The 25,995-nt window shown below is 63.8% G+C and carries 29 protein-coding genes; 16 read left to right on the forward strand and 13 right to left on the reverse strand.

The window, feature by feature from the left end:
* Window positions 1-94: 94 nt before the first annotated feature.
* Entirely contained in the window at window positions 95-1,183 is a 1,089-nt protein-coding gene (locus P0R31_RS10340; protein WP_225146538.1) for a TRAP transporter substrate-binding protein, read from the forward strand.
* Between the two features lie 264 nt (window positions 1,184-1,447).
* Window positions 1,448-1,828 (forward strand): YunG family protein, encoded by a 381-nt coding sequence (locus P0R31_RS10345; RefSeq protein WP_275513985.1) that lies wholly within the window; start codon window positions 1,448-1,450, stop codon window positions 1,826-1,828.
* 97 nt (window positions 1,829-1,925) lie between these two features.
* Here the strand turns inward: P0R31_RS10345 and P0R31_RS10350 are convergent, their stop codons facing one another.
* Entirely contained in the window at window positions 1,926-2,135 is a 210-nt protein-coding gene (locus P0R31_RS10350; protein ID WP_275513986.1) for a hypothetical protein, read from the reverse strand.
* 362 nt (window positions 2,136-2,497) lie between these two features.
* On the opposite strand from P0R31_RS10350, the gene P0R31_RS10355 reads away from it, so the two are divergent.
* Together P0R31_RS10355 and P0R31_RS10360 are read left to right on the forward strand one after the other, a co-directional pair.
* Window positions 2,498-3,172 (forward strand): response regulator transcription factor, encoded by a 675-nt coding sequence (locus P0R31_RS10355; RefSeq protein WP_275513987.1) that lies wholly within the window; start codon window positions 2,498-2,500, stop codon window positions 3,170-3,172.
* A gap of 1 nt (window position 3,173) precedes the next feature.
* On the forward strand, window positions 3,174-4,562 hold the full coding sequence (locus tag P0R31_RS10360) for an ATP-binding protein (protein ID WP_430516817.1): 1,389 nt from the start codon (window positions 3,174-3,176) through the stop codon (window positions 4,560-4,562).
* A 347-nt stretch (window positions 4,563-4,909) separates the two neighbouring features.
* Here the strand turns inward: P0R31_RS10360 and P0R31_RS10365 are convergent, their stop codons facing one another.
* From P0R31_RS10365 to P0R31_RS10385, 5 genes are all read right to left on the reverse strand, one after another.
* Window positions 4,910-6,199, reverse strand: coding sequence for a M20/M25/M40 family metallo-hydrolase (locus P0R31_RS10365; RefSeq protein ID WP_275513988.1), 1,290 nt, complete (start codon window positions 6,197-6,199; stop codon window positions 4,910-4,912).
* Window positions 6,200-6,317: 118 nt separating this feature from the next.
* Window positions 6,318-7,973 carry a TRAP transporter large permease gene (locus tag P0R31_RS10370; protein ID WP_275513989.1) on the reverse strand — a complete coding sequence of 552 codons (1,656 nt, stop codon included), beginning with the start codon at window positions 7,971-7,973 and terminating at the stop codon, window positions 6,318-6,320.
* A 27-nt stretch (window positions 7,974-8,000) separates the two neighbouring features.
* Entirely contained in the window at window positions 8,001-8,582 is a 582-nt protein-coding gene (locus P0R31_RS10375; RefSeq protein WP_275513990.1) for a TRAP transporter small permease subunit, read from the reverse strand.
* Between the two features lie 169 nt (window positions 8,583-8,751).
* The gene (gene moaA, locus P0R31_RS10380; RefSeq protein WP_275513991.1) at window positions 8,752-9,771 is read right to left on the reverse strand and encodes a GTP 3',8-cyclase MoaA; all 1,020 of its coding nucleotides are present in this window, start codon (window positions 9,769-9,771) and stop codon (window positions 8,752-8,754) included.
* 268 nt (window positions 9,772-10,039) lie between these two features.
* Entirely contained in the window at window positions 10,040-10,747 is a 708-nt protein-coding gene (locus tag P0R31_RS10385) for an HAD family hydrolase (protein ID WP_275513992.1), read from the reverse strand.
* A 175-nt stretch (window positions 10,748-10,922) separates the two neighbouring features.
* Between P0R31_RS10385 and rpiA the strand changes: the two genes are divergently transcribed.
* From rpiA to gor, 3 genes are read left to right on the forward strand one after another with little or no spacing between them, the layout of a single operon-like run.
* Window positions 10,923-11,648: a ribose-5-phosphate isomerase RpiA gene (gene rpiA / locus P0R31_RS10390; protein WP_275513993.1), complete on the forward strand. Its 726-nt coding sequence runs from the start codon at window positions 10,923-10,925 to the stop codon at window positions 11,646-11,648.
* 2 nt (window positions 11,649-11,650) lie between these two features.
* A complete protein-coding gene (locus P0R31_RS10395; RefSeq protein WP_275513994.1) occupies window positions 11,651-12,193 on the forward strand; it encodes a DUF2059 domain-containing protein in 543 nt (180 codons plus the stop codon).
* A gap of 47 nt (window positions 12,194-12,240) precedes the next feature.
* Window positions 12,241-13,629 carry a glutathione-disulfide reductase gene (gene gor, locus P0R31_RS10400; protein ID WP_275513995.1) on the forward strand — a complete coding sequence of 463 codons (1,389 nt, stop codon included), beginning with the start codon at window positions 12,241-12,243 and terminating at the stop codon, window positions 13,627-13,629.
* Window positions 13,630-13,801: 172 nt separating this feature from the next.
* On the opposite strand, the gene P0R31_RS41045 is transcribed toward gor, so the two are convergent.
* Together P0R31_RS41045 and P0R31_RS10410 are read right to left on the reverse strand one after the other, a co-directional pair.
* A complete protein-coding gene (locus P0R31_RS41045) occupies window positions 13,802-14,113 on the reverse strand; it encodes a hypothetical protein (protein WP_430516818.1) in 312 nt (103 codons plus the stop codon).
* Window positions 14,114-14,560: 447 nt separating this feature from the next.
* A complete protein-coding gene (locus P0R31_RS10410; protein ID WP_275513997.1) occupies window positions 14,561-14,998 on the reverse strand; it encodes a hypothetical protein in 438 nt (145 codons plus the stop codon).
* 148 nt (window positions 14,999-15,146) lie between these two features.
* Here P0R31_RS10410 and P0R31_RS10415 point away from each other — a divergent pair, with 148 nt between their 5' ends.
* Entirely contained in the window at window positions 15,147-15,410 is a 264-nt protein-coding gene (locus P0R31_RS10415; RefSeq protein WP_157282337.1) for a hypothetical protein, read from the forward strand.
* A gap of 505 nt (window positions 15,411-15,915) precedes the next feature.
* The gene (locus P0R31_RS41050) at window positions 15,916-16,137 is read left to right on the forward strand and encodes a LuxR C-terminal-related transcriptional regulator (protein ID WP_430516819.1); all 222 of its coding nucleotides are present in this window, start codon (window positions 15,916-15,918) and stop codon (window positions 16,135-16,137) included.
* Window positions 16,138-16,227: 90 nt separating this feature from the next.
* On the opposite strand, the gene P0R31_RS10420 is transcribed toward P0R31_RS41050, so the two are convergent.
* The 4 genes from P0R31_RS10420 to P0R31_RS10435 form a co-directional block, all read right to left on the reverse strand.
* Complete coding sequence (locus P0R31_RS10420; protein ID WP_275513998.1) at window positions 16,228-17,367, reverse strand: hypothetical protein; 1,140 nt, start codon at window positions 17,365-17,367, stop codon at window positions 16,228-16,230.
* Window positions 17,368-17,693: 326 nt separating this feature from the next.
* Window positions 17,694-17,879 (reverse strand): hypothetical protein, encoded by a 186-nt coding sequence (locus P0R31_RS10425; RefSeq protein WP_225141415.1) that lies wholly within the window; start codon window positions 17,877-17,879, stop codon window positions 17,694-17,696.
* A gap of 64 nt (window positions 17,880-17,943) precedes the next feature.
* A complete protein-coding gene (locus tag P0R31_RS10430; protein ID WP_275513999.1) occupies window positions 17,944-19,173 on the reverse strand; it encodes a carboxylate-amine ligase in 1,230 nt (409 codons plus the stop codon).
* 18 nt (window positions 19,174-19,191) lie between these two features.
* A complete protein-coding gene (locus tag P0R31_RS10435) occupies window positions 19,192-20,019 on the reverse strand; it encodes a class II glutamine amidotransferase (protein ID WP_275514069.1) in 828 nt (275 codons plus the stop codon).
* 355 nt (window positions 20,020-20,374) lie between these two features.
* Here P0R31_RS10435 and P0R31_RS10440 point away from each other — a divergent pair, with 355 nt between their 5' ends.
* The 5 genes from P0R31_RS10440 to P0R31_RS10460 all read left to right on the forward strand — a co-directional run bounded on the left by P0R31_RS10440 (window position 20,375) and on the right by P0R31_RS10460 (window position 22,935).
* Window positions 20,375-20,842 carry a tellurite resistance TerB family protein gene (locus tag P0R31_RS10440; RefSeq protein ID WP_275514000.1) on the forward strand — a complete coding sequence of 156 codons (468 nt, stop codon included), beginning with the start codon at window positions 20,375-20,377 and terminating at the stop codon, window positions 20,840-20,842.
* Between the two features lie 2 nt (window positions 20,843-20,844).
* Window positions 20,845-21,207, forward strand: a complete 363-nt coding sequence (locus tag P0R31_RS10445; protein ID WP_275514001.1) for a hypothetical protein — start codon at window positions 20,845-20,847, stop codon at window positions 21,205-21,207.
* Window positions 21,204-21,851 (forward strand): TerC family protein, encoded by a 648-nt coding sequence (locus P0R31_RS10450; protein WP_275514002.1) that lies wholly within the window; start codon window positions 21,204-21,206, stop codon window positions 21,849-21,851. Before P0R31_RS10445 ends, P0R31_RS10450 begins: the two co-directional genes overlap by 4 nt.
* Window positions 21,852-21,882: 31 nt before the next feature.
* Window positions 21,883-22,467: a TIGR00645 family protein gene (locus P0R31_RS10455; protein ID WP_275514003.1), complete on the forward strand. Its 585-nt coding sequence runs from the start codon at window positions 21,883-21,885 to the stop codon at window positions 22,465-22,467.
* Window positions 22,468-22,671: 204 nt separating this feature from the next.
* On the forward strand, window positions 22,672-22,935 hold the full coding sequence (locus tag P0R31_RS10460) for a hypothetical protein (RefSeq protein ID WP_275514004.1): 264 nt from the start codon (window positions 22,672-22,674) through the stop codon (window positions 22,933-22,935).
* A 220-nt stretch (window positions 22,936-23,155) separates the two neighbouring features.
* Here P0R31_RS10460 and P0R31_RS10465 read toward each other — a convergent pair whose 3' ends face one another.
* Window positions 23,156-24,052, reverse strand: a complete 897-nt coding sequence (locus P0R31_RS10465) for an alpha/beta hydrolase family protein (RefSeq protein WP_275514005.1) — start codon at window positions 24,050-24,052, stop codon at window positions 23,156-23,158.
* Window positions 24,053-24,232: 180 nt separating this feature from the next.
* Here P0R31_RS10465 and P0R31_RS10470 point away from each other — a divergent pair, with 180 nt between their 5' ends.
* Together P0R31_RS10470 and P0R31_RS10475 are read left to right on the forward strand one after the other, a co-directional pair.
* Window positions 24,233-25,621: a class II 3-deoxy-7-phosphoheptulonate synthase gene (locus P0R31_RS10470; RefSeq protein WP_157282327.1), complete on the forward strand. Its 1,389-nt coding sequence runs from the start codon at window positions 24,233-24,235 to the stop codon at window positions 25,619-25,621.
* A gap of 4 nt (window positions 25,622-25,625) precedes the next feature.
* Entirely contained in the window at window positions 25,626-25,979 is a 354-nt protein-coding gene (locus P0R31_RS10475; RefSeq protein WP_036001513.1) for a diacylglycerol kinase, read from the forward strand.
* Window positions 25,980-25,995 lie beyond the last annotated feature (16 nt).

The following is a 25,995-nucleotide window of genomic DNA, read 5'->3' on the forward strand; positions in this document are numbered from 1 at the left end:
GCGATCGGGATGGCATTCGGTCCCGTGATGTTCCATTCTGTGGGCAAGCCTCGCAAAGAAGGCTTCACAATCAGATCCATCAGGGTAGGAAATCATGAAGAGAAGAGACTTCATCAAGGTCACAGGACTTGGCGCGGCCGGCGCCGCCACGCTCGCGGCTCCCGCGATCGCGCAGTCGATGCCGGAAATCAAATGGCGCATGCCGACGAGCTGGCCGAAATCGCTCGACACGCTGTTTGGCGGCGCCGAGATGATGTGCAAGATGGTCGCCGAGGCGACCGACAACAAATTCCAGATCCAGATCTTCGCGGCCGGCGAAATCGTGCCGGGCCTGCAGGTGCTCGACGCCGTGCAGAACGGCACCTGCGAGATCGGCCACACCGCGTCCTATTATTATTTCGGCAAGGACCCGACCTTCACCTTCGGCTCGGCCGTGCCGTTCGGTCCCAACATGCGCATCAACCAGGCCTGGTACATGCTGGGCGGCGGCCGCGACGTGCTCAACGAGTTCTACAAGGGCTACAACGTCATCTCGCTGCTCGCGGGCAACACCGGCTGCCAGATGGGCGGCTGGTTCAGGAAAGAGGTCAACACGCCCGACGATCTCAAAGGCATGAAGTTCCGCATCGGCGGCTTCACCGGCCGCGTGCTTCAGAAGCTCGGCGTGGTGCCGCAGCAGCTCGCCGGCGGTGACATCTATCCGGCTCTGGAGAAGGGCACGATCGACGCCGCCGAATGGGTCGGGCCTTATGACGACGAGAAGCTCGGCTTCTACAAGATCGCGCCGCACTACTACTATCCCGGCTGGTGGGAAGGCGGTCCGATGCTGATGGCTTTCGTCAACCTCGACAAGTGGAACGCGCTGCCGAAATATTACCAGAGCGTGCTGGAGCAGGCCGGCCACTACGCCAACAACTACATGATGGCGCGCTACGACAACGCCAATCCGCTGGCGCTGAGGAAGCTGCTGGCGGGCGGCACCAAGCTGCACGCCTTCTCACCCGCGATCATGGATGCCTGCTACAAGGCCGCCAAGGAGCTGCACGCCGAAGTCGCTGCGACCAACCCGAACTTCAAGAAAGTGAACGACTCGCTCGCCAAGTTCACGAGCGACGGCTATTCCTGGTTCCAGGTCGCCGAGGTCGGCTACGACATCTTCATGGCGCGGCGCTCGCAGAGCTAGTCACGTCACGATCGGATGCAGCACGCCCCGGAGCGAAGGCTCCGGGGCGTTGTCGTTGCGGCATTTGGAGGTCATCAAACAAAAATTCGAAAACAACCCCATGCACAGTAGGCGGGTGCAGCATTATCAATGACTTGGCGGCATGACTTGGCGGCGCCACCATGAACGACTGCGAAATTACCGAATTTTTTGACCCGTCGGGCAAAACAGTGGTAGACATGCATCATCGCCCGATCCGAAATTGCGCCGCTGGACGATGGCCCGATGCGCTTCGATCCTGCTGAAATTCAAAGAGCACTGCGCAAGGCATGGTCGGTCTCGACGGCCAGCCAATGGACGGCGGACAATCCCGCGGCGGGGCAGTGCAACGTTACTGCGCTGCTCATTCACGAGCTCTTCGGCGGCGACTTGCTGAAGACGCCGCTGCCGACCGGAGACCATTTCTACAATCGGCTCGACGGCCGGAGGTACGACTTCACGGCAAGCCAGTTCGATCGGCCGATCGCTTACATGGATTTACCTGCAACTCAGACCGACGCAGAACTGGCAGCGACAAGCGACCAGCAGGCGCAATTGAGAACCGCCTTTCGGGAGCACTGCATCCAATCAGACGCGCGGCAGCCGAGGCTTGGTCTGGGGTCCTAAAGCGCGATGCGATTGGGATGAATCGTCATCGCGCTTTAGGTTATTGTTTGAGCATGATCCTTTCGGAAAGCCGCTGCACTCTTTTCCGGATCATGCTCTAGCGAACGACGCCAGCGGCGTCATCCGTGCTCGGAATGAGCCAATCGAGCCCCACCAGGCATGCTTCGATGATCACGAAGGCGGCAAGGCCGCCGAGCCAGCCAAAGAACACGACGGCAAAAGTCCCCAGCAAGAGCGCGCAAAAGAGGTCGGCAAGCACCTTGCAGATGCGGTCGCTTTGATCCTGTCCGGAATGGAAATAAGGCATCGGGCTCCTCCAGGCGCAGCTCTGACCTCGAAATTTAGCCATAGCGCGAGGCGGCCGTCCACCCCGACGGAACCGCGATGCATTGCAAGCGCGCAGGGGCGGTGCGCGCGACGAAGACCGCGACCAGGATCGCCTGCAGGCCGATCCAGGGCATTGCGCCCCCAGTAGATGTCCGAGCTCTTGACCTCCTTCTGCGGTCTGGACCGGATACTTCGCGGGCACCTGTGATGATGGGCTTACACCAACCTGACAAGCGGTGCGGCCACCGCACCTTTTTCGCTGGCTGCGGCGGCCGGAATGGTGGAAGAGAGCGAGGATGCCGCGGGCCCGTGCGGCGACCTCAGGTGTTCGTGGGGACTCGGATGCGCCTTCTGATCGTCGAGGACAATGCCGAGCTGTCGCGGCTCGTGGCCGGCGGGCTGGCCGCAGCCGGCTATGAGAGCGACATCGTGGGCAGCGCGGCCGAGGCGCGCGAGGCGGTGAACAGCGTGAACTATGCCGCGATGATCCTCGACCTCGGCCTGCCTGATGCCGACGGCCTGTCGGTGCTGCGCGAGTTGCGTCACCAGATGGAGCCGCTGCCGGTGCTGGTGCTGACCGCGCGTGGCGGCTTGCAGGACCGCGTCACCGGCCTGCGCAGCGGCGCCGACGACTACCTGGCAAAACCGTTCGCGATGGAAGAGCTGGTGGCGCGGCTGGAGGCCATCCTGCGCCGCCCCGGGCAGTTGCTCGGCCGCTCGCTCACTCTCGCCAACCTCGTCTACGACACCGAGAGCCGGCAGATCTTCGTCGACGACCAGCCGCGGATCATCTCCGCGCGCGAAACCTCCGTGCTCGAGATCCTGCTGCGCCGGCAAGGGCGGGTGGTGCCGAAGAAGAACGTCGAGGACCACATCTTCGGTCTCGACGGCGAGGTCGCCTCCAATGCGATCGAGGTCTACGTGTCGCGGCTGCGCAAGCAGCTGACTGAACACGGCGCCAAGGTCGTGATCCATACGATCCGTGGCGTCGGCTATCTCATGACTGAGGAGAAATAGCGTGCCCGCCGCGGGCCGTGCCGGAGCGCTGACCTTCAAATCGCTGATCTCGCGCATCGTGTTCCTGCACATCGTCGCGGTCGCGATGGTGGCGATCTTCCTGCCGCTGGTGCTGTTCTGGCTGCTCAACTCCGAGATCGACCAGCTGCATCGCGATGCCATGCGCGCGCAGGCCGAGGTGCTGGCGGAGCGCATCGTCGCGCAGCCGGACGGCACGTTGACCTTCAACCTGCCCGACAGCCTCAAGGGGCTTTATTCGGACGCTTACGGCCGCTACCAGTTCGACATTCGCGATGCCGACGGCCGGTTGCTGTTCTCCTCGCACCGACGCGCAGCCGCGACGGCGCCCTCCCGTTTCTCCGACACCGTCTCCGGCGCCAGCGTCACGCGAGACGTTGCCGGCAAGACGGTGCGCATCCAGGTTGCCGAGGATCTGGCCCACCGGGACGTCATCATCGATGATATCGTCTCGAACTTTTTCCGGCGGGTCGGGTGGATCACCGTCCCGATCCTCCTGGTCCTGCTTGCCATCGACATCATCATCTTCCGCCGGGCGATCGCGCCGTTGTGGAAGGCCTCTCAGGAAGCCAGCAATATCGGTCCCGCGCGCACCGACATTCGCCTGCCGACCGAGCAGATTCCGCGCGAGATCGTGCCGCTGGTCACCGCCGTGAACCAAGCGCTCGACCGCCTTGAGGCCGGCTTTCGCGTGCAGCGGCAGTTCACGGCGGATGCCGCGCATCAATTGCGCACGCCGCTGGCGATCCTGCGCACGCGGATCGAGACGCTCGGCGACGGCGCGGAACGGCGGGCGCTCCATGCCGACATCGAGGCGATGAGCCGGATCGTCGCCCAGCTGCTGGAGATCGCCGAGCTCGACACCCTGGTGCTCGATCCCGGCGAGACCGCAGATTTGCGCGCCGTCTGTGCCGAGGTGGTCGGCTCGATCGCCCCGTTCGCGATCGCACAACGCAAGGACATCGCGCTGAAGGGCACCGAGGCGCCGGTCCTGATCCACGGCAATTCGGAGATGCTGCAGCGCGCGGTGTTCAATCTCGCCGAAAACGCCATCAAGTTCACGGCCGAGGGCACCACCGTCGAGGTAGAGGTGGGAGAAGACGGTTCAGTGCGCGTGCGCGATTCCGGCCCGGGCATCGCCGAGGGCGAGCGCGAGCTGATCTTCCAGCGCTTCTGGCGCGCCGATCGCCGGCGCAGCGACGGTGCGGGGCTGGGACTATCGATCGTGCGCGCCGTGGCGGATGATCACGCCGCCACGGTCTCGGTGCAGAACCTGCCCGGCGGCGGTGCGGAGTTCACGCTGCGGTTTCGGCTGGCGAACAAAACTACCTCTTTACCCTCTCCGCTTGTTGTGCAGGGCAATCGCATATGACTTGTGGCGGCGATCTGCGCGCACGCCTCGTCCTTCGAGACGGCGCTGACGCGCCTCCTCAGGATGAGGCTAATCAGGGTCAGTGCCCGTTGAACGGCTGCCGCGCACTCCGTCCTCATCCTGAGGAGCCCGCCTAAAGCGGGCGTCTCGAAGGATGGCCGCAGCGAAAAACTTCAAATGCGTTAGTGCTGCCTTGTGGGAGAGGGTGGCGCGCCGCGTTAGCGGCGAGACGGGTGAGGGGTTCTCTCCGCGAGCCTCACCCTCAATTGAATGCGCCGAGAGAGACCCCTCATCCGGCGCTTCGCGCCACCTTCTCCTACAAGGGGAGAAGGAAGAGAGCGCGACCGCTATTTCAGCTTGCCGGTGGACAGGTCCATGATCATGCGCGTCGCCAGATACAGCCGCGGCACGATGCTGTCGACCTGCACATATTCGGCATCGTTGGAGTGCGCGCCGAAGGCCGACAGGCCCATGCCTTCCACCACGGCTCCTTTGGATTGAAGCGCGGCGAAAGCCGCATCGGTGCCGCCGCCGATGGCCTTCTCGTCGACCTTGAGGGATAGTCCGATCTCCCCATAGATCGTCTTGCCATGGGCAGCCACCCGGCGCGAGGCCTCGCTGGGCTCGAGCGGCGGACGGCGCACCTCGAACTTCAGCTCGACCCTGGACTCCGGCAGCAGGCGATTCCTGATCTTGTCCTGCAGCGCCTTCTGCAGCTCGTCGAAGTCGGACACCTTGAGCGCACGCGCGTCGGCCTGGGCCGTCGCCTCGGCAGGGATCACATTGCGGTTGGTGCCGGACTTTGACACCGTCCAGTTCAGCTTCAGGCCCTGCTCGGGCTTGGACAAGTCCTTCATCTGCAGCACCTGGTGCGAGAGCTCGTACAGCGCATTCACGCCGCCTTCGGGCCGAGCGCCGGCATGTGACGACCTGCCATGCACGGTGAGATAGGCCGAGCCGATGCCGCTGGTGGCGAGCCGCAGCGTGCCGTCGGTGCCGCCGCCCTCGAACGAGAACACCACGTCCTGATCCGAGGCGAGCTTGGTGATGGTGCTGCGCCAGCCGGGCGAGGAGATCTCCTCGTCGCCATTCGTGAACACCGTGAGCGTGCCGTAATCCCTGAAGTTCAGCTTCTGCAGCAATGCCACGGTATGGAGAATGAGCGCGACGCCCTGCTTGTCGTCGGCAATGCCGAGGCCGTAGGCCTTGTCGCCATCGATGCGGAACGGCTGATCCTTCAGCATGCCCTTCAGGTATACCGTGTCCATGTGGGCAATCAGCATGATCTTCTTGGCCCCCGTGCCCTTGAACACGGCGTGCACGGCGGGCCCGATCTTTTCGGGGGTGTCGTCGAGGCGATAGATGTCGGTGGGCTGCAGGATCTCCACGGTGCCGCCGAGCTGCTTGAGCTGGCTGGCAACACGCTCGGCGATCCGGTTCAGGCCCTCGATGTCCTTGCTGCCGGATTCGATGTTGACGAGATCGCGCAGCGTGTCGAGGAGCGGCTGCTGTTCCTTTTGCGCCAGCGCATGGACGTCGGCGACCGGCTCGGCGTGCACCAGCGTTGCGGCACATGCCAGCCAGAGTGAGGCGATCAACGGGCCAAGGACCGTGGAAGCAGCGTGAGATCGGAGCATGAGCGGCCATCCATGCGGGTGGGGGACGGCCCGGTATGCCTCCGATTCCGGTGATTGTCACGCGCCCACGCGCGTCATGCGCCGCGATAGCGGAGCATGACGGCGAGCCTGGTTCCCGCTACTTCTGCGGTGGGCCGAGATCCAGCGGCGGCAGCTCGATCTGCGGCACCTCGATCTTGATCGTAGAGGGATCGATGTTCGTCTGCACGCCCTTGTAGTGCATCACCATCGACGGGAACGCGATCACGAGGCCGACCATGATGATCTGGATGACGACGAAGGGCACCGCACCCCAATAGATCTGGCCGGTGGTGACGGGATCCATCCGCTTGCCGGTGACGCGATCGGTGTAACGTTCCTTCGGCGCGACCGAGCGGAGATAGAACAGCGCGAATCCGAACGGCGGGTGCATGAACGAAGTCTGCATATTGACGCCGAGAATAACGCCGAACCAGATCAGGTCGATGCCGAGCTTCTCGGCCGCCGGTCCCAGCAGCGGGATCACGATGAAGGCCAGCTCGAAGAAGTCGAGGAAGAAGGCCAGCACGAATACGAGCGCGTTGACGAAGATCAGGAAGCCGACCTGGCCGCCCGGCAGCGAGGTCAGCAGATGCTCGACCCAGACGTGACCGTTGACCCCGTAAAAGGTGAGCGAAAAAATACGGGCGCCGACCAGGATGAACACGACGAAAGCCGACAGTTTCGCAGTCGATTCCGTGGCCTGCCGGATCAGGTCCCAGCTCAGCCGCCGCTTCGCGGCACCGAGAATGAGGGCGCCGGCGGCACCCATCGCGCCGCCTTCGGTCGGCGTCGCGATGCCGATGAAGATCGTGCCCAGCACCAGGAAGATCAGGAACAGCGGCGGCACCATGACGAAGGTGGTCTGCTGCGCCATTTTTGAGAGGAAGCGGAAGCCGGTGAGCTTCTCGATGCCCCAATTCAGCACCGCGACGACGAAGGCGAAGATGATGCCGTAGAACATGCTGAGCACGACGTAATCGGCACCGCGAGTGGTTGAGCTGCGCATCATGAACCATCCGAACGCGCAGCTCGCAAGGAACAGGAAACCGAGCGAAACCAGGCCCCGGTCGCCGTTCTCTTCGCGGAAGCCGATGGCCTCCTTCGGCAGGCCAGGCGCGGCCTTCGGCCAGATCATGCTCACGAGGAAGGCGTAGAGGGCATAGAGGCCGGCGAGGACGAGGCCGGGGACGAAGGCACCTTCGTACATATCGCCGACGGACTTGCCGAGCTGGTCGGCCATCACGATCAGGACGAGCGAGGGCGGGATGATCTGGGCGAGCGTGCCGGAGGCGGCGATGACGCCCGAAGCCACGCTGCGATCATAGCCATAACGCAGCATGATCGGCAGCGAGATCAGGCCCATCGAGATCACGGACGCCGCGACGACGCCGGTCGTTGCAGCGAGCAGCGCGCCGACGAAGATCACGGCATAGGCGAGGCCGCCGCGGATGGTGCCGAACAGCTGGCCGATCGTGTCGAGCAGGTCCTCGGCCATGCCCGACCGCTCCAGCACCAGTCCCATGAAGGTGAAGAAGGGGATCGCGAGCAGCGTGTCGTTGTTCATCACGCCATAGACGCGCTCCGGCAGAGCCTGGAGGAAGTCGGGATGAAACTGGCCGAGCTCGACGCCGATGATGGCGAAGAACAGGCCGACGGCGCCGAGCGAGAATGCTGCCGGATAGCCGAGCAGCAGCATGACGACCAGCGACACGAACATGATGGGCGCCATATTGGCGATGATGAATGCGGTCATGGATTCCCCCTACACCGTCGCCAACGGCTACTTCTTCTCGATCGCTTCGACGAGATGCTCGACTTCCGCTTCCAGCGCCGACACCTGTGATTCGTGCGGGTCCGGCATCAAGCCGCGCATCACTGCAATCCGCTTGATCAGCTCGGAGATGCCTTGCACCAGCAGGAAAGCGAAGCCGATCATGATCAGGGCTTTGGCGGGCCATTGCGGCAGACCGCCGGCATTGCCGGATTGCTCGTTGATCTGGAAGGAGCGCAGGAAGAACGGCACCCCGGTAATGATCATGACGATGCAGATCGGAGCGAGGAAGAATACGTGACCGACGACGTCGATGACGTTGCGCGCCTTCTTCGGCAGCGTGTTGTTCACGATGTCGATGCGGATGTGCTCATTGTCGAGCAGCGTCCAGGGCGAACAGAGCAGGAAGACGATGCTGAATAGCACCCATTGCAGCTCAAGCCACGAATTGGACGACGTGTCGAACGTCTTGCGGATGATCGCGTTGACTGCCGAAATGATAACGGCGAGCACGATCAGCCACGCAATACGTTTGCCGGTCCAGCGCGTGAACGCGTCGATTCTGCTGCTCAGCTTAAGGAGCGCTTGCAACGATAGGTCCTCCCCCGATTGTGCCCCGGCCGTCTTGACTGCGCCGAGATGGCGCGTGGCTTGTCTCGCCGCGCAGGCATGAGGCAGCCGCACCAAACCAGCGGGCGTGCCGCCAGTCAATCGGAAGTTTGTTGATAGTTAAGGGGAATAAGGCCGGAACCGAATGCCGTCAGCCGCCGGTGACGCTCATGTGCCGGGAGACGCTCGGACGGTCGTGGCGGCGGTCGATAATGAAGTCGTGGCCCTTGGGTTTCAGGCCGATGGCGCGGTCGATCGCATCCGCAAGCAATAGATCGTCGCCGGATGCACGCAGAGGTTTGCGCAAATCGGAGGCATCCTCGTGGCCGAGGCAGGTGTGCAGCGTTCCCGTGCAGGTGATGCGCACCCGGTTGCAGGATTCGCAGAAATTATGGGTCATCGGCGTGATGAAGCCGAGCTTGCCGCCGGTCTCGGCGACGCTGACATAGCGTGCCGGCCCACCGGTGGTCTCGGCCAGGTCCGTCAGCGTGAACTGCTGGGCGAGGCGGGCGCGCACCAGCGACAGCGGCAGATATTGGTCGATGCGGCCCGATCCGATCTCGCCCATCGGCATCACCTCGATCAGCGTCAGGCCCATGCCCTTGCCGTGGGCCCAGCGCATCAGCGACGGCAGCTCGTCCTCGTTGAGGTTCTTCAGCGCCACGGCGTTGATCTTGACGGCGAGCCCTGCGGCGCGCGCGGCCTCGATGCCTTCCAGCACCTTGTCGATCTCGCCCCAGCGGGTGATTTCGCGAAACTTCTTGGGATCGAGGGTGTCGAGCGAGACGTTGATGCGGCGGACGCCGCAATCGGCGAGCTCCCGCGCGTGCTTCGCCAGCTGGGTGCCGTTGGTGGTCAGCGTCAGCTCGCTCAACGCGCCGCTCGACAGATGCCGCGACAACGAGCGCACCAGCGACATCACGTTGCGGCGGACCAAGGGCTCGCCGCCGGTGAGGCGCAGCTTCTTCACGCCCTTGGCGATGAAGGCCGTACAGAGCCGATCGAGCTCCTCCAGCGTCAGCAGGTCCGCCTTGGGCAGGAACGTCATGTCTTCCGACATGCAGTAGAAGCAGCGCAGGTCGCAGCGATCGGTGACGGAGACGCGCAGGTAGGTGATGGTCCGCCCGAACGGATCGGTCATCGGGGTCGACAATGCGGCGGATCGGGTCATGCGAGAGGCCTTGTCACTTGTGGCGACGGGCGCACCTTTGCTGCAGCGGTGCGGTCGACCCAATCTAAGCATCGGACGCGGCAAGGACAATCGGGTGGTATACGTGAGTGCAGCACTGACGCATGTGACCCCCTCGGCCCGGGATTTCGGCTCGTTCGGTGCGGCTCGCAGCCGGGTTCCGCTTACGGCCGGCGAACGCCCGCGGCGCCCGTGAAGTCAGCCCTCCATGCATCCATTAGGGATGTGAGGGCAACAAATGGCAATCCTATCAAATGGTTGCTGTGTTGCTTGCCGTCATCAGGCTGATCGCGGCCGCCGGCAGGTCGCGCATGTGGTGGATCAGGCGGTCCGGCTTCAGCTCGGCGATCGGTACGTCGGTGTAGCCGAAGCTGACCCCGATCACGGGCACGCCGGCCCGCCGGGCGACGCCGACATCGGTTCCGGCATCGCCGACCATGATGCTGGCCTTCACGTCGCCGCCGGCCCGGGCCACGGTCTCGCGAAAAATGGTCGGATCGGGCTTCTGGACGCCAAAAGTGTCCGCGCCGCAGATCGCCGCGAAGCGGCGGCTGAGGTCGAGCTGGTCCAGCAGGCGCTTCGACAGCCATTCCAGCTTGTTGGTGCAGACCGCGAGGCGGTGGCCTTGCGCCGAAAACTGGTCGAGCGCAGCCTCAAGACCCTCGAAGGGGCGGGATTCCACCGCGATATGGTCGGCGTAGTACGCGATGAAATCCGCGGTCATCCGGTCCATGTCCGCGGGCGTGACGGTGCGGCCCTCCGCTTCCAGCCCCCGCTCGATCAGCTTGCGGGCACCGGCGCCGATCATGTTGCGGGCCGAGGCCATCGGCACCGGCGGCAGGCCTTCGCGGTCGAGCACGTAATTGAGGGCCGTGATCAGGTCGGGCGCCGTATCCACCAGCGTGCCGTCGAGATCGAAGACGATGGTGTGAGGGGACGTCGTCTTGAAGGAGGTCATGATTCCCAAGCGCTACCGGCCCGGTTACATCCGCGCAAGGGGCGGGCCCATAAGATCACCTTATGGGCCTGTTCCCAGACCCTGTTCCAGGCCCTGTTCTCTTGGGAAAAACGAGGCTACATAGGCGCCCGAAACCGGCCGGAATCGGCCGAGACTTCACAAGGCAGGCGCACACGTGACCATGGACCAGTTGAAGCGGCAGGCTGCGGCGCGTGCGCTGGAGGAGGTGCGCGACGGCATGCAGCTCGGGCTCGGCACCGGCTCGACCGCCAAGCACTTCGTCGAGCTGCTCGGCGAGCGCGTTGCCGCCGGGCTCAAGGTGATCGGCGTGCCGACTTCCGAGGCGACGCGGGCCGATGCGGAGCGCTGCGGCGTCAAGCTGACGACGCTGGACGAGATCGATCATCTCGACCTCACGATCGACGGCGCCGACGAGATCGACCCCGAGCTCAATCTGATCAAGGGCGGCGGCGGCGCGCTGTTGCGCGAGAAGATCGTGGCGGCCGCCTCGGACCGCATGATCGTGATTGCCGACGACAGCAAATGGGTGCCGACGCTCGGCAAGTTTCCGCTGCCGGTCGAGGTCGTCCCGTTCGGGCTCGGTGCGACGCGCCGCGCGATCGAAAAGGCATTTGCCGAATGCGGCGTTTCCGGGCAAATGGCACTCCGCAAGGCGAAAGGCGGGGACAAGGACGGCCACGTTTTCGTCACCGATGGCGGCCACTGGATCGTCGATGCCCAGCTCGGACGTATTACGGATCCCTCCGGTCTCGCCAAGGCGTTGAGCGCCATTCCCGGTGTGGTCGAGCACGGGCTGTTCGTCGGCTTGGCCAGCTCGGCCGTTCTGGCGGGCGGCGGCGGAATCCGCGTGATTGAACGGCGCAAGCCGAAAGGAGACTAGGAATGAAGAACGTCTTGAAATTCTTGCCGGCTGCGGCTCTCGCTGCGGGACTGGCCGTTTCGGCCGCCCCGGCCGTGGCGCAGCAGGCGGGCCAGAAGGCTCCCGCGGCGCCGGCCCAGCCGAAGGCTTCGCCCGCGGCGATCGCGGCGGCCAAGGAAATTCTGCAGATCAAGAACGCCGCCGCGATGTATGCGGGCGCGGTGCCGGGCATGGTCGAGAAGACCAAGGGCGCGCTGATCCAGCAGAACCTGAACTACCAGAAGGACCTCAACGAGGTCGCCCCGATCGTGGCCCAGCAGCTCAACGGCCGCCAGAGCGAGATCGGTGACGGCATGGCGCAGATTTATGCCAGCGAGTTCACCGAGCAGGAGCTGAAGGACCTCGTCACTTTCTACAAGTCGCCCTTGGGCAAGAAGCTGATCGATGCCGAGCCGCGCGCGATCGGGCAGAGCATGGCGTTCATGAACACTTGGGCCCAGAGCTTCTCGGAAACCGTGATGGGCGCCTTCCGTGCCGAGATGCGCAAGCGTGGCAAGGAGATCTGAGCGCACCTATCTGAAGGGGCGTTCCAGAAAAGGGGTCGGAGTGGACAATGGCTGATTTCGACGTCGACCTCTTCGTCATCGGTGGCGGCTCGGGCGGCGTCCGCGCCGCCCGCATCGCGGCCGGCTACGGCGCCCGCGTCATGATCGCGGAAGAGTACCGCATGGGCGGCACCTGCGTGATCCGCGGCTGCGTGCCGAAGAAGCTGTTCGTGATCGGCTCGCATGTCCGTCAGGAGCTCGAGGACGCCGCCGGCTTCGGCTGGACCGTTCCGCCCGCAAGCTTCGACTGGGCGACGCTGATCGCCAACAAGGACAAGGAGATCGCGCGGCTGGAGGCGGCCTACACCGCCAACGTCGAGAAATCAGGCGCGCAGATCGTCAAGTGCCGCGCGGTGATCGAGGACAAGCACACCGTCCGCCTGCTCGAGAACGACAAGAAGGTCACGGCGAAGTACATCCTGATCGCCACCGGCGGCGCGCCCAATCATGGCGCGGCGATCCCCGGCATCGAGCACGTGATCTCCTCCAACGAGGCGTTTCATCTGAAGAAGCTGCCGAAGCGGATCGTGATCCAGGGCGGCGGCTATATCGCGCTGGAATTCGCCGGCATCTTCGCCGGCTTCGGCTCCGACGTCACGGTAATCTATCGCGGCGACAACATTCTTCGCGGCTTCGACGAGGATGTCCGGACCCATGTCCGCGCCGAGATGGAGAAGCATGGCATCACCATCCTCACCGGCTGCACCGTGACCAAGGTCGACCGCCACGGCGAGGACTTCACCACGCATTTGTCGAATGGCTCGAGCCTCGCCTCCGACCAGGTGATGTTCGCGATCGGCCGCCATCCGAACGTCGCCAATCTCGGGCTGGAGAATGCCGGCGTCGCCATCAATCCCGCGAACGGCGGCATCGCGGTCGACCATTTCTCCAAGAGCTCGGTCGACAGCATCTATGCCATCGGCGACGTCACCCACCGCTTCAACCTGACGCCGGTCGCGATCCGCGAGGGCCATGCCTTCGCCGACACGGTGTTCGGCAAGCGCGAGGTGCGGGTCGATCACGCCAACATCCCGACGGCCGTATTCTCGCAGCCGGAGGTCGGCACGGTCGGCCTGACGGAAACCGAGGCGCGCGCGCAATTCAGCCACGTCGACATCTACAAGACGACGTTCCGGCCCATCAAGGCGACGATGTCCGGCCGCGACACCCGCGTGCTGATGAAGCTCGTGGTCGACGGCGCGACCGACCGCGTGCTCGGCTGCCACATCGTCGGCGATGCCGCCGCCGAGATCACGCAAGCCGTCGCGATCGCGGTGAAGATGAAGGCGACCAAGGCCGATTTCGACGCGACCATCGCGCTGCATCCGACGGCGGCCGAAGAGCTCGTCACCATGCGCACCCCGACCGCACGGCACGTGCGGCAGGCGGCGGAGTAGAGGCGCGAGCGGTTCTTGCTTAGTCTCCCGTCGCTCCGCGAGGAGGCGGGCAAGCATGCCCGTGATCCGCATGATGCGGTTCCGCACCTCCGTCCATTTTCCTGAGCAATGCGAGCGCGGAAGTTCCTGTCGGGAACACGCCACCGATCGGGTGGGGCCTTGCTCAATTGACTTAAATCAAGTGCGCAAGGTGCTGGAAGAGAATTGATTGCCTCCGGTGCCGCTGGCGCGAGCATTCAATTCTGAAGACAGCAGTCGCCGGCACCTCACTACCCGGGAGGATGCTATGGTTCGATACAGTCTGATCGGCTTTGCGGCCGCGATCCTCGTAGCGGCCAGCCTTGTTCCTGATGATGCATTTGCACGCCGCGGTGGAGGTGGCGGCTTTCGCGGTGGGGGAGGTTTTCACGGCGGCGGCATGAGCGCGCGGGGCTTTCATGGTGGCGGCATGAGGGCAGCCCACGTTCGAGGCGGCGCCGTTCATGCAGGACGCATCCACGGTGGTCGGGGCTATCGAGTGGCCGGAGGTCCACGGCCTTCGCACCCAATAGCAGGACGTCCAGGCTATCCAGGTCGTCCAATCGCCGGCCGGCCGGGACGACCGATCGCGGGTTACCCGGGATACGGTGGCGGCTATTATCGGCCGGGTTGGGGTTACGGTGCTGCCGCTGTAGGCGCCGCCGCGGCGGCGGGAGCCTACGGGTACTACAACAATTACAACAGCGGTTGCTACTACGATACCTACGGCAGCTACGTCTGCCCTGGTCAATATCCGTATCAGTATTGAGAGAAGCGAGGGAGCGGGGCGGCCGTGCCCCTCGCTCTCTCAGCGACCGCTGCGAATAGGGCGATCTTCTTCGCGGTGCCTTCGCATTTGCCCGTCAGTCTTGCCCTGAGCCAAGCGTCCAAGAAGCTTCTCTCGCTTGCTGGCTCAGACGGGGCACGAGCGATACATGGCCTGCAGCGGGCCTCCACTAAGAAATATCGTTCGCCGCGTTAACCCGCCGCGTTGGGCTATCCAGCGACGCACCGGCCCCGGATACATCGAATAAATCATGCGCGTCGCGCCGGGGTTTGTCACGGGCTGTCCGCGATGCCCAATGTCCCAAGCGGCGTGAAACGCGAGTTCTGCACGTGAAGTGACGCAAATCCTGTTCGAGGGCAAGGTCGCCAAGACAATCGTGCAGGCAGATGCGCAGAAGCCGTCGATCATTACGTCCCGACCTGAAGCGCGCAGCCGCTCATAACGATCGATATATTTTCCGATCCTTCCGCCGGGATCGTATGCGATCCGTACGGCGGCCGCCTCGCTTGAGCATGATCCAGCTAATACGAGCATTGTAACGAGAAGCCCCATCCAGCGTTTCATGCCTATCGCCCCAAAAGGTCGACTGTTCCCTGAGCTCCATTTTGACAATCAGAGCCGCAGGGAATTGATCTACATCAATTGGTGACAGGACATGAGCGGTTCAGTCGAGGGGCCAACTAGCAGCGCGCATCACGTAGGGAGCAAGGGGATGTGGGTCCTGATGTACGTCTTCTCCTACTCAGTCAGCCCCGCCGCCACCAGTGACAAGGCGGAATGGAGGCTCCTCCCAACCGTCGTGTTCCAGGAGTTCACGAGTGAGGAGCGCTGCCGGAAGGCCAAGACTACACTTGAAGGCAGCTTGAGCGAGGCCGGAGCCAAGCTCAGAAGCGGTTTGGAAGATTTGAAGAGCCTAGGGAAAGCCGATCCGACGCAGATCATCATCGCATACAACGTCGAATGCCTTCCGAAGTAAACTTCGGCCATGGACCCGCCTGCGCAACAGCGGGAGGCACGAAAGCATTCGGAAAAGAACCTGTCAATGTTCGTTGATGCAGCGGAGCGCGGCCAGGCCACGATTGATGATGACTGCCTGGTAGGGATGGCAGAGGCAACCTTGCGCATGCAGCACCGGCATCGGCAGATGGCATCCCGAACCTGCGCGCGAATGCGAGCGGATCAAGGCTCAGCGCGCGCAAGCCAACTCTGCGCGGTGAGGCCGAACGTTCACTTTTGGACCTTTGCCCGCAGGAGTTCGATGTAAGTTTGTCGGGCAGGTGGAAATGTAATCCATGCGAGACCGTGTTTATCTTGTGCTCGCCGTGTCAGCCAGCATATTCACAATCGCAGCCGTTTCTGTCCTCGCCCTAAGCTTTTGATTGCCAACTAGCGTGCCCGACGCTCGCGACTGTCGAAGAAGGGCCGTTCGAACTGCTGACCGCCGTCGCAGCGGAGGAGTCACGAGACACGACAAGAGGCAAATGACCGACATTTTGCTCAGCCCTCACGAGAAGCGCTTTCTTAGGCGCCTGGCCGCCGGGAAAACAGACGCGGAGATCGCTGTCCGGCTTGGAGGCAGCTGCAAGCAAATCGCAGAACAGCGAGCGCGATTGTTGGCGAAGCTCGGAATCACGGCTCCAGAGGAGATCGCCGACACAACAAAGCGACTTGCGAGCTGGAGCACTTACAGAGGCGTTACGTAACGCGGGGCATCAGGCATCTTTGTCGCGCGGCCTGCTGCTCCAAGTACCAGTTCTGCGTCAGAAGGCCTCGGGCGCCTAACTGCGAGCCGCCTAGCCGTACAAATACCCGACCGGCTTGCCTTCCGTGCGCAGGGGGCGCACGTCCTTTTGCGTGATGATCTGGCCGGCGAGGCCGTCGATCTCGTCGCGCTGCGTCGCCGTCCAGCTGCGCAGCTCGTTCATGCCCTTGAGCAGGCCGAGGCGGAGGACCTGCGTGTTTTCGCCGACGCCGATCAGGCTGATGGAATCCTTGCCCGCCGTCACCACGTCGCCGGCAGAGAGTTCAAAGCTCTCGCCGGACCTTTTCTTGAACTCGGCCGTGCCGCGAATGACGCGATAGATCACGACCTCGCCCTTGGCAAAGCAGGTCGCGTCCGCCGCGGCAGACGTGCTCTTCGGCAAGAGCGCGTGGCCACGCGGGTCGGTTGCGATGATGTGGCCGGTGACGAGATGCCCGCTCGGAATCTCGATGCCGATATCGCGCACGTAAACCGGCATCGCCGATCTGACAGGACTGTCGGTGAGCGGCTTGAACAGCGCGTCGAGTGCAAGGGGATCCTGAAGCCAGAAGCCGGCATCGGCCGGGCGGTCGTGCAGCGGATGGCTCCAGGCCACGCGCGGCGTTTCGTCCTCATTGATCTGATCCGGGCCGACAATGGTCGGATTCGGAAAGGTGGTGGGATCGGTGATGAAGGCTTCGAGAAATTTGCCGGAATAGCCCATCGAGATCGGATCGGGCACCACCGTCTGCGGCGTCTTCAAATTCTCTTCGGTCGACAGGCCCGACCAGGTGTAGAACAGCTGGCGATGCACGATCGCGCTTTGCAGCATCACCGCGCCCGGGCCGACATTGTACCAGCGGCCGTCATAGTCGAAGGTGAACGCGCCCGAGGTGACCAGCACGAGCTGAAAGCCGCCCGGCGGCAGATGCAAATGGAAGTCGGTAGGGCCGGTGTCGGGCCGATAGATCGGCAGATTGGTGGCGACCTCGTGCAGCAGGAAGGTTTCGTTGTTGGCGTGGAAGCCTTCGTTGGCGCGGTTGTAGAGCGCCTGCGGCCGGTAGGTCGCCTCGAAATTCGCATTCTTGTCGCGATCGATCGCCACGAAGTCCTGATCGTTGAGACGCAGCCGGGCGCCGTTCGGATGGGTGAGACCGGTGAATTTGATGTCTCCCGCAGCATGCACGTTCATGGCATTCTCCGATCTGAGGCCATTCATCCCGGAAGCCGAGCGCACGTGACTGGCCGCTCCTCATCGTGGCCGGGCAGGGACTTGGCCTGATGCTGTCTTGCGAATTTCAGGCCAGCCGGAGCGCAATGCGGCGCGCTGGTCCGCCGGCTGCACGCGACGCGCAAATAATCGAGATTGCACCTGAGGTTAGACAATAGGTTGCGCCGAACTCGCCCGACCTGTCCTGGCAATCCGTCAGCGGGCGCAGCGGCTTGTCTTGTCTAATTTGTCGGCATGCCCTGCAAAAGCGCATGCAGCCGGCCCCGGCGACGGGCACCCGGCACGGTTCAGTCGAATGATCGCGGGAGCGCCGGCTCGGGCTTGCCGGACGGGCTGCCTGCCCATTTCGCCATGTCCATGGCGCGCGCGTCGAAGCCTTCGCACCAGAGGCAGCTCGGCTCCGTGTGGCCGTGGGCGGTCAGCATCGGGACAAGCGCATGGCCGCAGCCGGTGCAGGGTGTGGTGCGATTCATGCGCTTCTCCAACGATCTCCGTAACTCAGGAATGGCATTTTCGTCGCGCAAGCTTGCGCGGGCGCTATGACGGCGCAGAAGCGCTGCGATGCACAGGCGCGCTCGTTCCCGACAGCGTAGAGGTAGCGATCCATTGTGACACGGCTGCGATGTCGTCGCCGCTTTCGCGATAGGCGCGAAGCTGGAATTCCGCCGAGCTGCCGCGGGCGACGATGGTGCGGCAGTGTTCGATCTCCGCGGAGCAGTTCAATGCGGCTGCGTCCTCCGCAATGTCGTCGATCACCCCGGTGAGCAGCTCCGAGATCGTCACCGGCCCGTCCTTGGAGGCGAAGATGCAGTCGGTGCCGTAGCGCTGGGCACGCCATTTGTTCTCGACCGCGATCGCGCGCTCGACCGCAGTGACCTCCCGGGACAGCTGAGGGCGCAGATAGAGATGCCGCGTCAGGCAGCGGTAGAGCGAGGCGATGGCAACCGCGTCGTCGACGAAGGTGCAGGTGTCGGGCGCGCGAAGCTCCAGCGTCGGATGCTTCATGGAAGGGCGCATTGCCCACCAGATGTGGCTTTCGTCCGGGATCACGCCGGAGCGCTGCAACGCGCCGACATAAGCATCGAAATCCTGCTTGCCTTCGAACAATTCGGGCAGGCCGGTGCGCGGCAGCTCGGAATAAGCCGCGAGGCGGTAGCCCTTCAATCCGGTCTTGTGGGAATTCCAGAACGGCGAGGACGCCGACAGCGCGATGAACAACGGCAGGTGCGGCAGCATCGCCCGCATCACCGCCATGCGCTTCTCGGGATCAGGCAACTGCACGTGCACATGCATGCCGCACATCATGTTGCGGTGACCGATGCTGCGCAGATCCTCGATCATCTCCTCGTAGCGCGGTTTCGGGCTGGGCTGCGACATGCGCCAGACTGCGCTCGGGTGCGTGCCGCAGGCCATGATCACGAACCCGTATTGCGCAGCGACGTTCGCGACCTCGCGTCGCAGGAAGCGCAGCTCCTCGCGCGCGTCGTTCACGTCGACATGAACGTTGGTTGCGACCTCGAGCTGCGATTGCAGCATCTCGCGCATGGCCTGGCCGCCGGTCGACCAGTTTGCCGATTCGAACAGCTCGTTGGGCGTGCGGATCGCGACCTCGAAGCTGCGGCGGTCCGCGAGGAAGTATTCCTCCTCGATGCCGAAGGAATATTCCGCCGGATTGCCGCCGCCGCCGGCAGAACGGATGACGACATGCTGCTTGTCCTCGGAAGGGGCAAGACGCAGCAGCTTTGAAACGTCTGAAGCAAATGTCATTGGCCACCGGCGCGGTCACTACCTGCGGGCGATAATCCGTCTGATTGTGGCCGGTTCCGCACCCGATGTACTGGAAATTGCAGGTTCGAACGGAACAATTTTGACGGCTTCGGACGCTCGCGCGATCAGGGCATGGTTCGGCGGGACTTCCGCCCAGTCCGATTCCTTATCGAACGGCTCGGAGACGACGATGACTTGCCCGCCGTCCTCGCGGAAGTAGAGCGTGTTCGCGGCATCGTTCACCGAGACCCGAAATGCGTAGAGGTCGCGGCCGTTGGCAATCGCGCTGGTAAAGCGCAGCCGTTCGTGAAGCCCGTCTTCATTGACGAATCCGAGGAGCGATTGCAGCACGGACTGGGTCGCGCCGAGCGGATCGTGCTCGAGACCGGCCCCCATCATGGCCAGGAACACGGCTTCCGAATCCGTCGTGCCCAGCCGGGACGGATAGTAGGCATCGGGAATCAGCGCCTCGACTTTGCGCCGCAGCCGATTCCAGCTGCCGACGAATCCGTTGTGCATGAACATCCAGTGCCCGCAGGCAAAGGGATGACAATTCTGCCGCGTCACCGCCGTGCCGGTTGCGGCACGCACATGGGCGAAGAACAGATGCGAGCGCAGATGCCGGCAGAGGTAGCGCAGGTTTTCGTCCGACCACGCCGGGCGCGTCTCGCGATAAAGGCCCGGCTCGGGGTGCTCGCCATACCAGCCGAGACCAAAGCCGTCTCCGTTCGAGCCCGCCGTGGACTGAAGCGAGCGGATGCTCTGGGCAATCAGCGAATGCTCGGGCTCGGTAACATAGGGTTCGAACGAGGTGGTTTCGCCCCGGTATGCGATCCAGCGGCACATGCGGGTTCCTGCCAGGCGGTTTGATGCATCGCGAGGTGCATCAACACTTGTCACGGACGCATGGTTCCGGCTGCGAAAGGGTTGCATGACCGATCCCGCAACGCCGAACCGATGCGGCGGCTGGTCGCAGCCAGTCCGCCTTGATTCCGACAGGCGTACCTATATTTCTGAAGCGAACAAGAATCCGGGCCCCTCTGGCGAGGACGTCGACGTCGTCGGCAAACCTCGCGATGTCGGATGACCAGTCCCGCGCGAATGCGATGGATCGGCCGATTGTCGGGCCCCTGTTCGTTTTTCCGACCATTCGTCGCCATCGCAGCTCCGTGCGGCCATTTCGCAAGTTAAGGGAGCTACGATGTCCGGAACCGAAACCTCAGATCCGATCGAGATCACGGAACCGTCCAGCCTGAATGAGCAGGCCACGGCGGCCGTGGTGATCGTGGGCGCGCTGGTAGCGGTGGCCGACCGGCGCGTCTCAGCCGTCGAACGCGACGAGGTGATCCGTTTCATCAGAGACCGCAAGCTGGCGCCGCACATCGGCGACGAACGGCTCCGTGCCATGTTCGACGAACTCGCCGAACGGCTCGAAGAGCCGGATTTTGCCAACGTCGTGATCGATACGCTGCGACCGGTTTCGAACCTGCCGCTCTCGTCGCATCTGGTGGAGCTGTCGGAGCGCGTTGCTGCCGCAGACGAGGACGTACATCCCCACGAAGTCCAGGCGATTAAATTGTTGCGCTTGCTGACGCTGGTGCTGCCGCGCGCGAAGCCGGTTGGGGCGAGTGCGCCGGGCCCCAAGCTGCAGGCCGCCTCGAAGGGGTAAGCATGAGCACGATTTCGAACGAGCGCGCCGGGCAAACCGAGGGGAACACCGACCAGATCGCTGGTGGAGACCCGCGCCTGGCCAAGCTCGTCGACCGCCTGCCGCCGCGCATGAGCGACACCCTGACCTATCTGCTCAAGCCGTCCAGCCGCTGGGTCAGGATCCCCTCGGGCACGCTGCTGGTCGTCGGCGGTGTGCTCTCCATCCTCCCGGTGCTCGGCGTCTGGATGCTGCCGCTCGGCCTTGCTCTGCTCGCCGAGGACGTGCCTGCGCTGCGCTCCTCCCGTTCAAAAGTCTTCGATTGGATCGAGCGGCGCAAGCCGCATTGGCTCGATCCGTCTGCCTCTAGGAATGATCAATCATGACTGAACTCATCACCGCCGAAGCGCTGTCCGCGCTGCTTCAAGTCATCCTGATCGATCTCGTGCTCGCCGGCGACAATGCCGTCGTCATCGGCCTTGCGGCTGCCGGCCTGCCGGCCGAGCAGCGCCGCCGCGCCATCATCGTCGGTATCGCCGCTGCCACCGCATTGCGCATCGCCTTCGCCGGCGTTGCGACCCAGCTTCTGCAAGTGATCGGCCTTCTGCTCGCCGGCGGCGTGTTGCTGCTCTGGGTCTGCTGGAAGATGTGGCGCGAGCTGCGCGAGCAGTCCGCGCATGCGAAAGAACTCTCATTCGATAGTGGCGGCGCAGGTGCTGCGCCGGTACAGCAGCCGGTAAAGCAGAAAACTTTCGGCCAAGCGGCGGTGCAGATCGTCGCCGCCGACGTGTCGATGTCGCTCGACAACGTGCTCGCGGTCGCGGGCGCCGCGCGGGAGCATCCCTACATCCTGGCCTTCGGCCTGCTCTTGTCGGTTGGGATGATGGGCGTTGCCGCGGATCTGCTTGGCCGTTTGCTCCAGAAGCAGCGCTGGGTGGCCTATGTCGGCCTCGCCATCATCCTTTACGTCGCGTTTGAGATGATCTATCGCGGCACGCTGGAACTTGCACCGGTGATTGCGAGTCTCTGAGGCGACAATCGACCGCAATCCGGAGTGATCAATGACGCCTGAACCCAAAGCACCTTCGGCGCGGGCCGCGCCGTTGCCGCCGGTCGGCCTGCTTCCGAAGCTGATCTTCGGCTCGCGCTGGCTGCAGCTGCCGCTCTATGTTGGCCTCATCGTCGCCCAGGCCGTCTATGTGCTGTTGTTCCTGAAGGAGCTCTGGCACCTCGTCTTGCATTCGTTCGACGCCAGCGAGCAGCAGATCATGCTGGTCGTGCTCGGGCTGATCGACGTCGTCATGATCTCGAACCTTCTGATCATGGTAATCGTGGGTGGATACGAGACCTTCGTTTCCCGGCTGAACCTCAGCGGCCATCCGGACGAGCCGGAATGGCTCGGTCACGTCAATGCCAGCGTGCTCAAGATCAAGCTCGCAATGGCGATCATCGGCATCTCCTCGATCTCGCTGCTCAGGACCTTCATCGAGGCCGGCAATCTCGGCACGACCCGCAGCAATTTCACCGAGAGCGGGGTGATGTGGCAGGTGCTGATTCATATGACCTTCATCGTCTCGGCGGTCGGCATCGCCTGGGTCGACCGCCTCAGCGAGAGCGGCCATCGCAAGGAAGCCGAGCACGGCTGATAAGCTGGCCGCCCAATACCTCCCGAGCGGCCAATCCTGGAGCCCGCCTGATCGTCCGGTTGGGCGGGCTCTCTTTTCGAGATCGATAAAATTGTCTGCAATCGGTTCAGCGCCGGCAAACGCTGCCGACAAGAAGCCGGGCGCCTTAAACCAGGCCTTTGGAACCGATCTGCATCCTGCCCGCAAAAAGGGCAGGGCATCGGCATGACAGTTCTCAGGGAGATCGTCGCAGCGGTCGCGGGAGTCTACGCGCTCCTGCTGGTCTGTGACGCATTGTTCGGCGTCGGCGAGGCACGCTTCGACGACGCTTATTACCGCGCCAGCTTCTACGCACCGCGGCCGAAGGAGTTTCGGTTCGCGAGCGACACGCCGCCGGCGGTGCGCGTCAGCGACGCCTTCGCGCAGTTCGCGCCATCCGACGCCAAGCCGAACCGGCGCTACTCGTCGCTGACGACGATCATCCGCTAGTGGATGACACCTTTTCCCTGCGGCCATCCTTCGAGACGCCCGCTTTAGGCGGGCTCCTCAGGATGAGGGCGGAGCATGTGGCGGCAGTTTCAACGGGCACCGACCCTGATTAGCCTCATCCTGAGGAGGCGCGTAAGCGCCGTCTCGAAGGACGAGGCGGGCCGCAGACCGCCGCTAGAAGTCATTTGCAATAGCCCTGATCCGGGAGAGGTGAACAACCTCATTCCCCCTGAATCCATTCCGCGACGCCGCGCCACAGCGTGTCGCGGTGCTCGGGGCGGAAGAAGCCGAAATGGCCTATTGCCTTGGCGCCGACGTCGGACGGTTTGACCATCAGCACCTCCGGCTTGATCGCAGTGAATCCGCTCGCGAGCAGCTCGACCGCGGGCCGCGTCGCCCAGGGATCGTCGGAGAAGCATAGCGAGCGCAACTCGCCCTTGTACCTGGCGAAGTTCTCGAGTGCCGGCAGCTTTGAATCGAACAGATAGCGCGGGCTCGAGACCCATTCGGTCCATTGCAGGAAGACGCCCTTGGGCAAATCCTCGCCGACACCGGCCCAGCCCGGTGCGTAACCGAGTGCATGGACCAGCGGCACACCGACAAAATTCATGAAGGCGTAGACCCGGTATTTTTCCGGCGAGGCCATCAACCGCCATGTCGCGGCCTGCGAGGCCACCAAGGCGGCGCGCGAGATATCGCTGTTGTTCGCGATCAGCCCGAGCGCCTGGCCGCCGAAGGAATGGCCGATATAGGCGAGCGGCAGGGCATGATAGCGCTCGCGCATCCAGCTGACCGCGGCGGTGACGTCGAGCGCAGCCCAGTCCGACATCGAGGCCTTGAAGCCGACCAGCGATTTCGGCTGGTTGTAGCCGACCATCGCCGGCAGGCGGGAATCGCCGATGCCGCGATAATCGTAGGTCAGTACCGCGCAGCCGCGATGGGCGAGGTAGGAGGCAAAGCCCCGATAGATCTTTCGCGGCACGGCGGTCGCCGAATTGATCAGGACGGCATGGCGCTTGGCGCCTCGCGGCAGGAACAGGGTGCCGGTCAGGGCATAGCCGTCGGCTGCCGGGAAGCTGATCTCGTCGATGAAAACGTCATCCAGTGCCGCGCCCATGGCGATCGGTGTCCTGTCGGATTCCTGAGCCCGCCCAAGCAAATGCGAATTCGGCTTTGGCCGCAATGGTTTGCGCTGCGAAATGGATTTACAACTGGCGGGGCGTGGCCGGCCTGTGTATAAGGCGGCCCTCGCAACCCCTAGATCAGGTTGTGATTTTTGCTTCACGGAGAGATTGCGATGTCCGAGCGGTGGACGCCCGAGTCCTGGCGCAGCAAGCCGGTGCTACAGGTGCCCGAATATCCCGACGCCAAGGCTCTGGCCGACGTCGAGGCGCAGCTTGCGACCTTTCCGCCGCTGGTGTTCGCAGGCGAGGCGCGCAATCTGAAGAAGGCCTTGGGCCGCGTTGCGGCCGGCGAGGCCTTCCTGCTGCAGGGCGGCGACTGCGCCGAGAGCTTCGCCGAGCACGGCGCCAACAACATCCGCGACTTCTTCCGCGTGCTGCTGCAGATGGCGGTGGTGCTGACCTATGCCGGCGCGGTGCCGGTGGTGAAGGTCGGCCGCATCGCCGGCCAGTTCGCAAAACCGCGTTCGTCGGCGACCGAGAAGGTGAATGGCGTCGAGCTGCCGAGCTATCGCGGCGACATCGTCAACGACATCGCCTTCACCAGCGAAGCGCGCATTCCCGATCCGCAGCGCCAGCTGATGGCCTATCGCCAGTCCGCCGCGACGCTGAACCTGCTCCGCGCGTTCGCCACCGGCGGCTTCGCCAATCTCGGCAGCGTGCATCAATGGATGCTGGGTTTCCTCAAGGATAGCCCGCAGTCACGCCGCTACAAGGAGCTGGCCGACCGCATCTCGGACGCGCTCAACTTCATGCGCGCCTGCGGCCTCGACCTCGAGAGCCATCCGGAGCTGCGTGCCACCGATTTCTACACCAGCCATGAGGCGCTGCTGCTCGGCTACGAGCAGGCCATGACCCGCGTCGATTCCACCACCGGCGACTGGTACGCGACCTCGGGCCACATGATCTGGATCGGCGACCGCACCCGCCAGCTCGATCACGGCCATGTCGAATATTTCCGCGGCATCAAGAATCCGATCGGGCTGAAGTGCGGCCCCTCGCTCAAGGTGGACGAGCTGCTGAAGCTGATCGACGTGCTCAATCCCGACAACGAGCCGGGCCGGCTGACGCTGATCGGCCGCTTCGGCTCCGACAAGATCGGCGAGCATCTGCCGAACATGGTCCGCGCCGTGAAGCGCGAGGGCCGGGTGGTGGTCTGGTCGTGCGATCCCATGCACGGCAACACCATCAGCTCGACGTCCGGCTACAAGACTCGCCCGTTCGACCGCATCCTGTCCGAGGTGAAGTCGTTCTTCGCGGTCCACGCCGCCGAGGGCACCCATGCCGGCGGCGTGCATCTGGAGATGACCGGCCAGGACGTCACCGAATGTCTCGGCGGCGCCCGCGCGATCACGGACGAGGATCTCAACGACCGCTACCACACGGTCTGCGATCCCCGCCTCAACGCCGAGCAATCCATCGATATGGCGTTCCTGGTCGCGGAGCTGCTCAAGCAGGAGCGCGCCGGCAAGGCTCAGCCGATTCCGGCCGCAGCGGGGCTGTAAGACCTTGCTGCGGATCTGGAAGGCCACGATCAATTCCCGCAACGGGCTGGCCTTTGCGTTCCGGTCGGAGCAGGCCGTCCGCGAGGAGATATTCGCGCTGCTGCTGTCGGTGCCGCTCGCCTGGTTCATCGGCGCCACCGCGATGCGCGCGGTCGAATTGGTGTGCTCTGTCGCTTTCGTGCTGACGGTCGAGCTGCTCAATACCGCGATCGAGAAGCTCGCCGACCGGCTGACCTTGGATCACGACAAGCAGATCGGCCGCGTCAAGGATATGGGTTCGGCCGCGGTTGGCGTTGCGCTCTTGATGACCGGCGCGTTCTGGATCATTGCCATCATCGAGCGATTGGGGTTCCTGTAACTCGGGATCGGATAAA

Origin of the sequence: Bradyrhizobium yuanmingense, from assembly GCF_029167105.1 — a bacterium.
GTDB classification, from domain to species: Bacteria; Pseudomonadota; Alphaproteobacteria; order Rhizobiales; family Xanthobacteraceae; genus Bradyrhizobium; species Bradyrhizobium yuanmingense_A.

Excerpts from the sequence above, each read along its gene's own strand:
- P0R31_RS10465 (WP_275514005.1), bottom strand. The coding sequence starts at position 24,052 with ATGGGCGCGGCACTGGATGACGTTTTCATCGACGAGATCAGCTTCCCG.
- P0R31_RS10350 (WP_275513986.1), bottom strand. The coding sequence starts at position 2,135 with ATGCCTTATTTCCATTCCGGACAGGATCAAAGCGACCGCATCTGCAAG.
- P0R31_RS10435 (WP_275514069.1), bottom strand. The coding sequence starts at position 20,019 with ATGTGCCGCTGGATCGCATACCGGGGCGAAACCACCTCGTTCGAACCC.
- P0R31_RS10355 (WP_275513987.1), top strand. The coding sequence starts at position 2,498 with ATGCGCCTTCTGATCGTCGAGGACAATGCCGAGCTGTCGCGGCTCGTG.
- P0R31_RS10365 (WP_275513988.1), bottom strand. The coding sequence starts at position 6,199 with ATGCTCCGATCTCACGCTGCTTCCACGGTCCTTGGCCCGTTGATCGCC.
- P0R31_RS10345 (WP_275513985.1), top strand. The coding sequence starts at position 1,448 with ATGCGCTTCGATCCTGCTGAAATTCAAAGAGCACTGCGCAAGGCATGG.
- P0R31_RS10420 (WP_275513998.1), bottom strand. The coding sequence starts at position 17,367 with ATGAACGTGCATGCTGCGGGAGACATCAAATTCACCGGTCTCACCCAT.
- P0R31_RS41050 (WP_430516819.1), top strand. The coding sequence starts at position 15,916 with ATGACCGACATTTTGCTCAGCCCTCACGAGAAGCGCTTTCTTAGGCGC.
- P0R31_RS10445 (WP_275514001.1), top strand. The coding sequence starts at position 20,845 with ATGAGCACGATTTCGAACGAGCGCGCCGGGCAAACCGAGGGGAACACC.
- P0R31_RS41045 (WP_430516818.1), bottom strand. The coding sequence starts at position 14,113 with ATGAACGGCGCCGCCTCGAACGTGGGCTGCCCTCATGCCGCCACCATG.
- P0R31_RS10430 (WP_275513999.1), bottom strand. The coding sequence starts at position 19,173 with ATGACATTTGCTTCAGACGTTTCAAAGCTGCTGCGTCTTGCCCCTTCC.
- P0R31_RS10370 (WP_275513989.1), bottom strand. The coding sequence starts at position 7,973 with ATGACCGCATTCATCATCGCCAATATGGCGCCCATCATGTTCGTGTCG.
- P0R31_RS10385 (WP_275513992.1), bottom strand. The coding sequence starts at position 10,747 with ATGACCTCCTTCAAGACGACGTCCCCTCACACCATCGTCTTCGATCTC.
- P0R31_RS10460 (WP_275514004.1), top strand. The coding sequence starts at position 22,672 with ATGACAGTTCTCAGGGAGATCGTCGCAGCGGTCGCGGGAGTCTACGCG.
- P0R31_RS10425 (WP_225141415.1), bottom strand. The coding sequence starts at position 17,879 with ATGAATCGCACCACACCCTGCACCGGCTGCGGCCATGCGCTTGTCCCG.
- P0R31_RS10415 (WP_157282337.1), top strand. The coding sequence starts at position 15,147 with ATGTGGGTCCTGATGTACGTCTTCTCCTACTCAGTCAGCCCCGCCGCC.
- P0R31_RS10410 (WP_275513997.1), bottom strand. The coding sequence starts at position 14,998 with ATGAAACGCTGGATGGGGCTTCTCGTTACAATGCTCGTATTAGCTGGA.
- P0R31_RS10395 (WP_275513994.1), top strand. The coding sequence starts at position 11,651 with ATGAAGAACGTCTTGAAATTCTTGCCGGCTGCGGCTCTCGCTGCGGGA.
- P0R31_RS10340 (WP_225146538.1), top strand. The coding sequence starts at position 95 with ATGAAGAGAAGAGACTTCATCAAGGTCACAGGACTTGGCGCGGCCGGC.
- P0R31_RS10440 (WP_275514000.1), top strand. The coding sequence starts at position 20,375 with ATGTCCGGAACCGAAACCTCAGATCCGATCGAGATCACGGAACCGTCC.
- gor (WP_275513995.1), top strand. The coding sequence starts at position 12,241 with ATGGCTGATTTCGACGTCGACCTCTTCGTCATCGGTGGCGGCTCGGGC.
- moaA (WP_275513991.1), bottom strand. The coding sequence starts at position 9,771 with ATGACCCGATCCGCCGCATTGTCGACCCCGATGACCGATCCGTTCGGG.
- P0R31_RS10450 (WP_275514002.1), top strand. The coding sequence starts at position 21,204 with ATGACTGAACTCATCACCGCCGAAGCGCTGTCCGCGCTGCTTCAAGTC.
- P0R31_RS10470 (WP_157282327.1), top strand. The coding sequence starts at position 24,233 with ATGTCCGAGCGGTGGACGCCCGAGTCCTGGCGCAGCAAGCCGGTGCTA.
- P0R31_RS10455 (WP_275514003.1), top strand. The coding sequence starts at position 21,883 with ATGACGCCTGAACCCAAAGCACCTTCGGCGCGGGCCGCGCCGTTGCCG.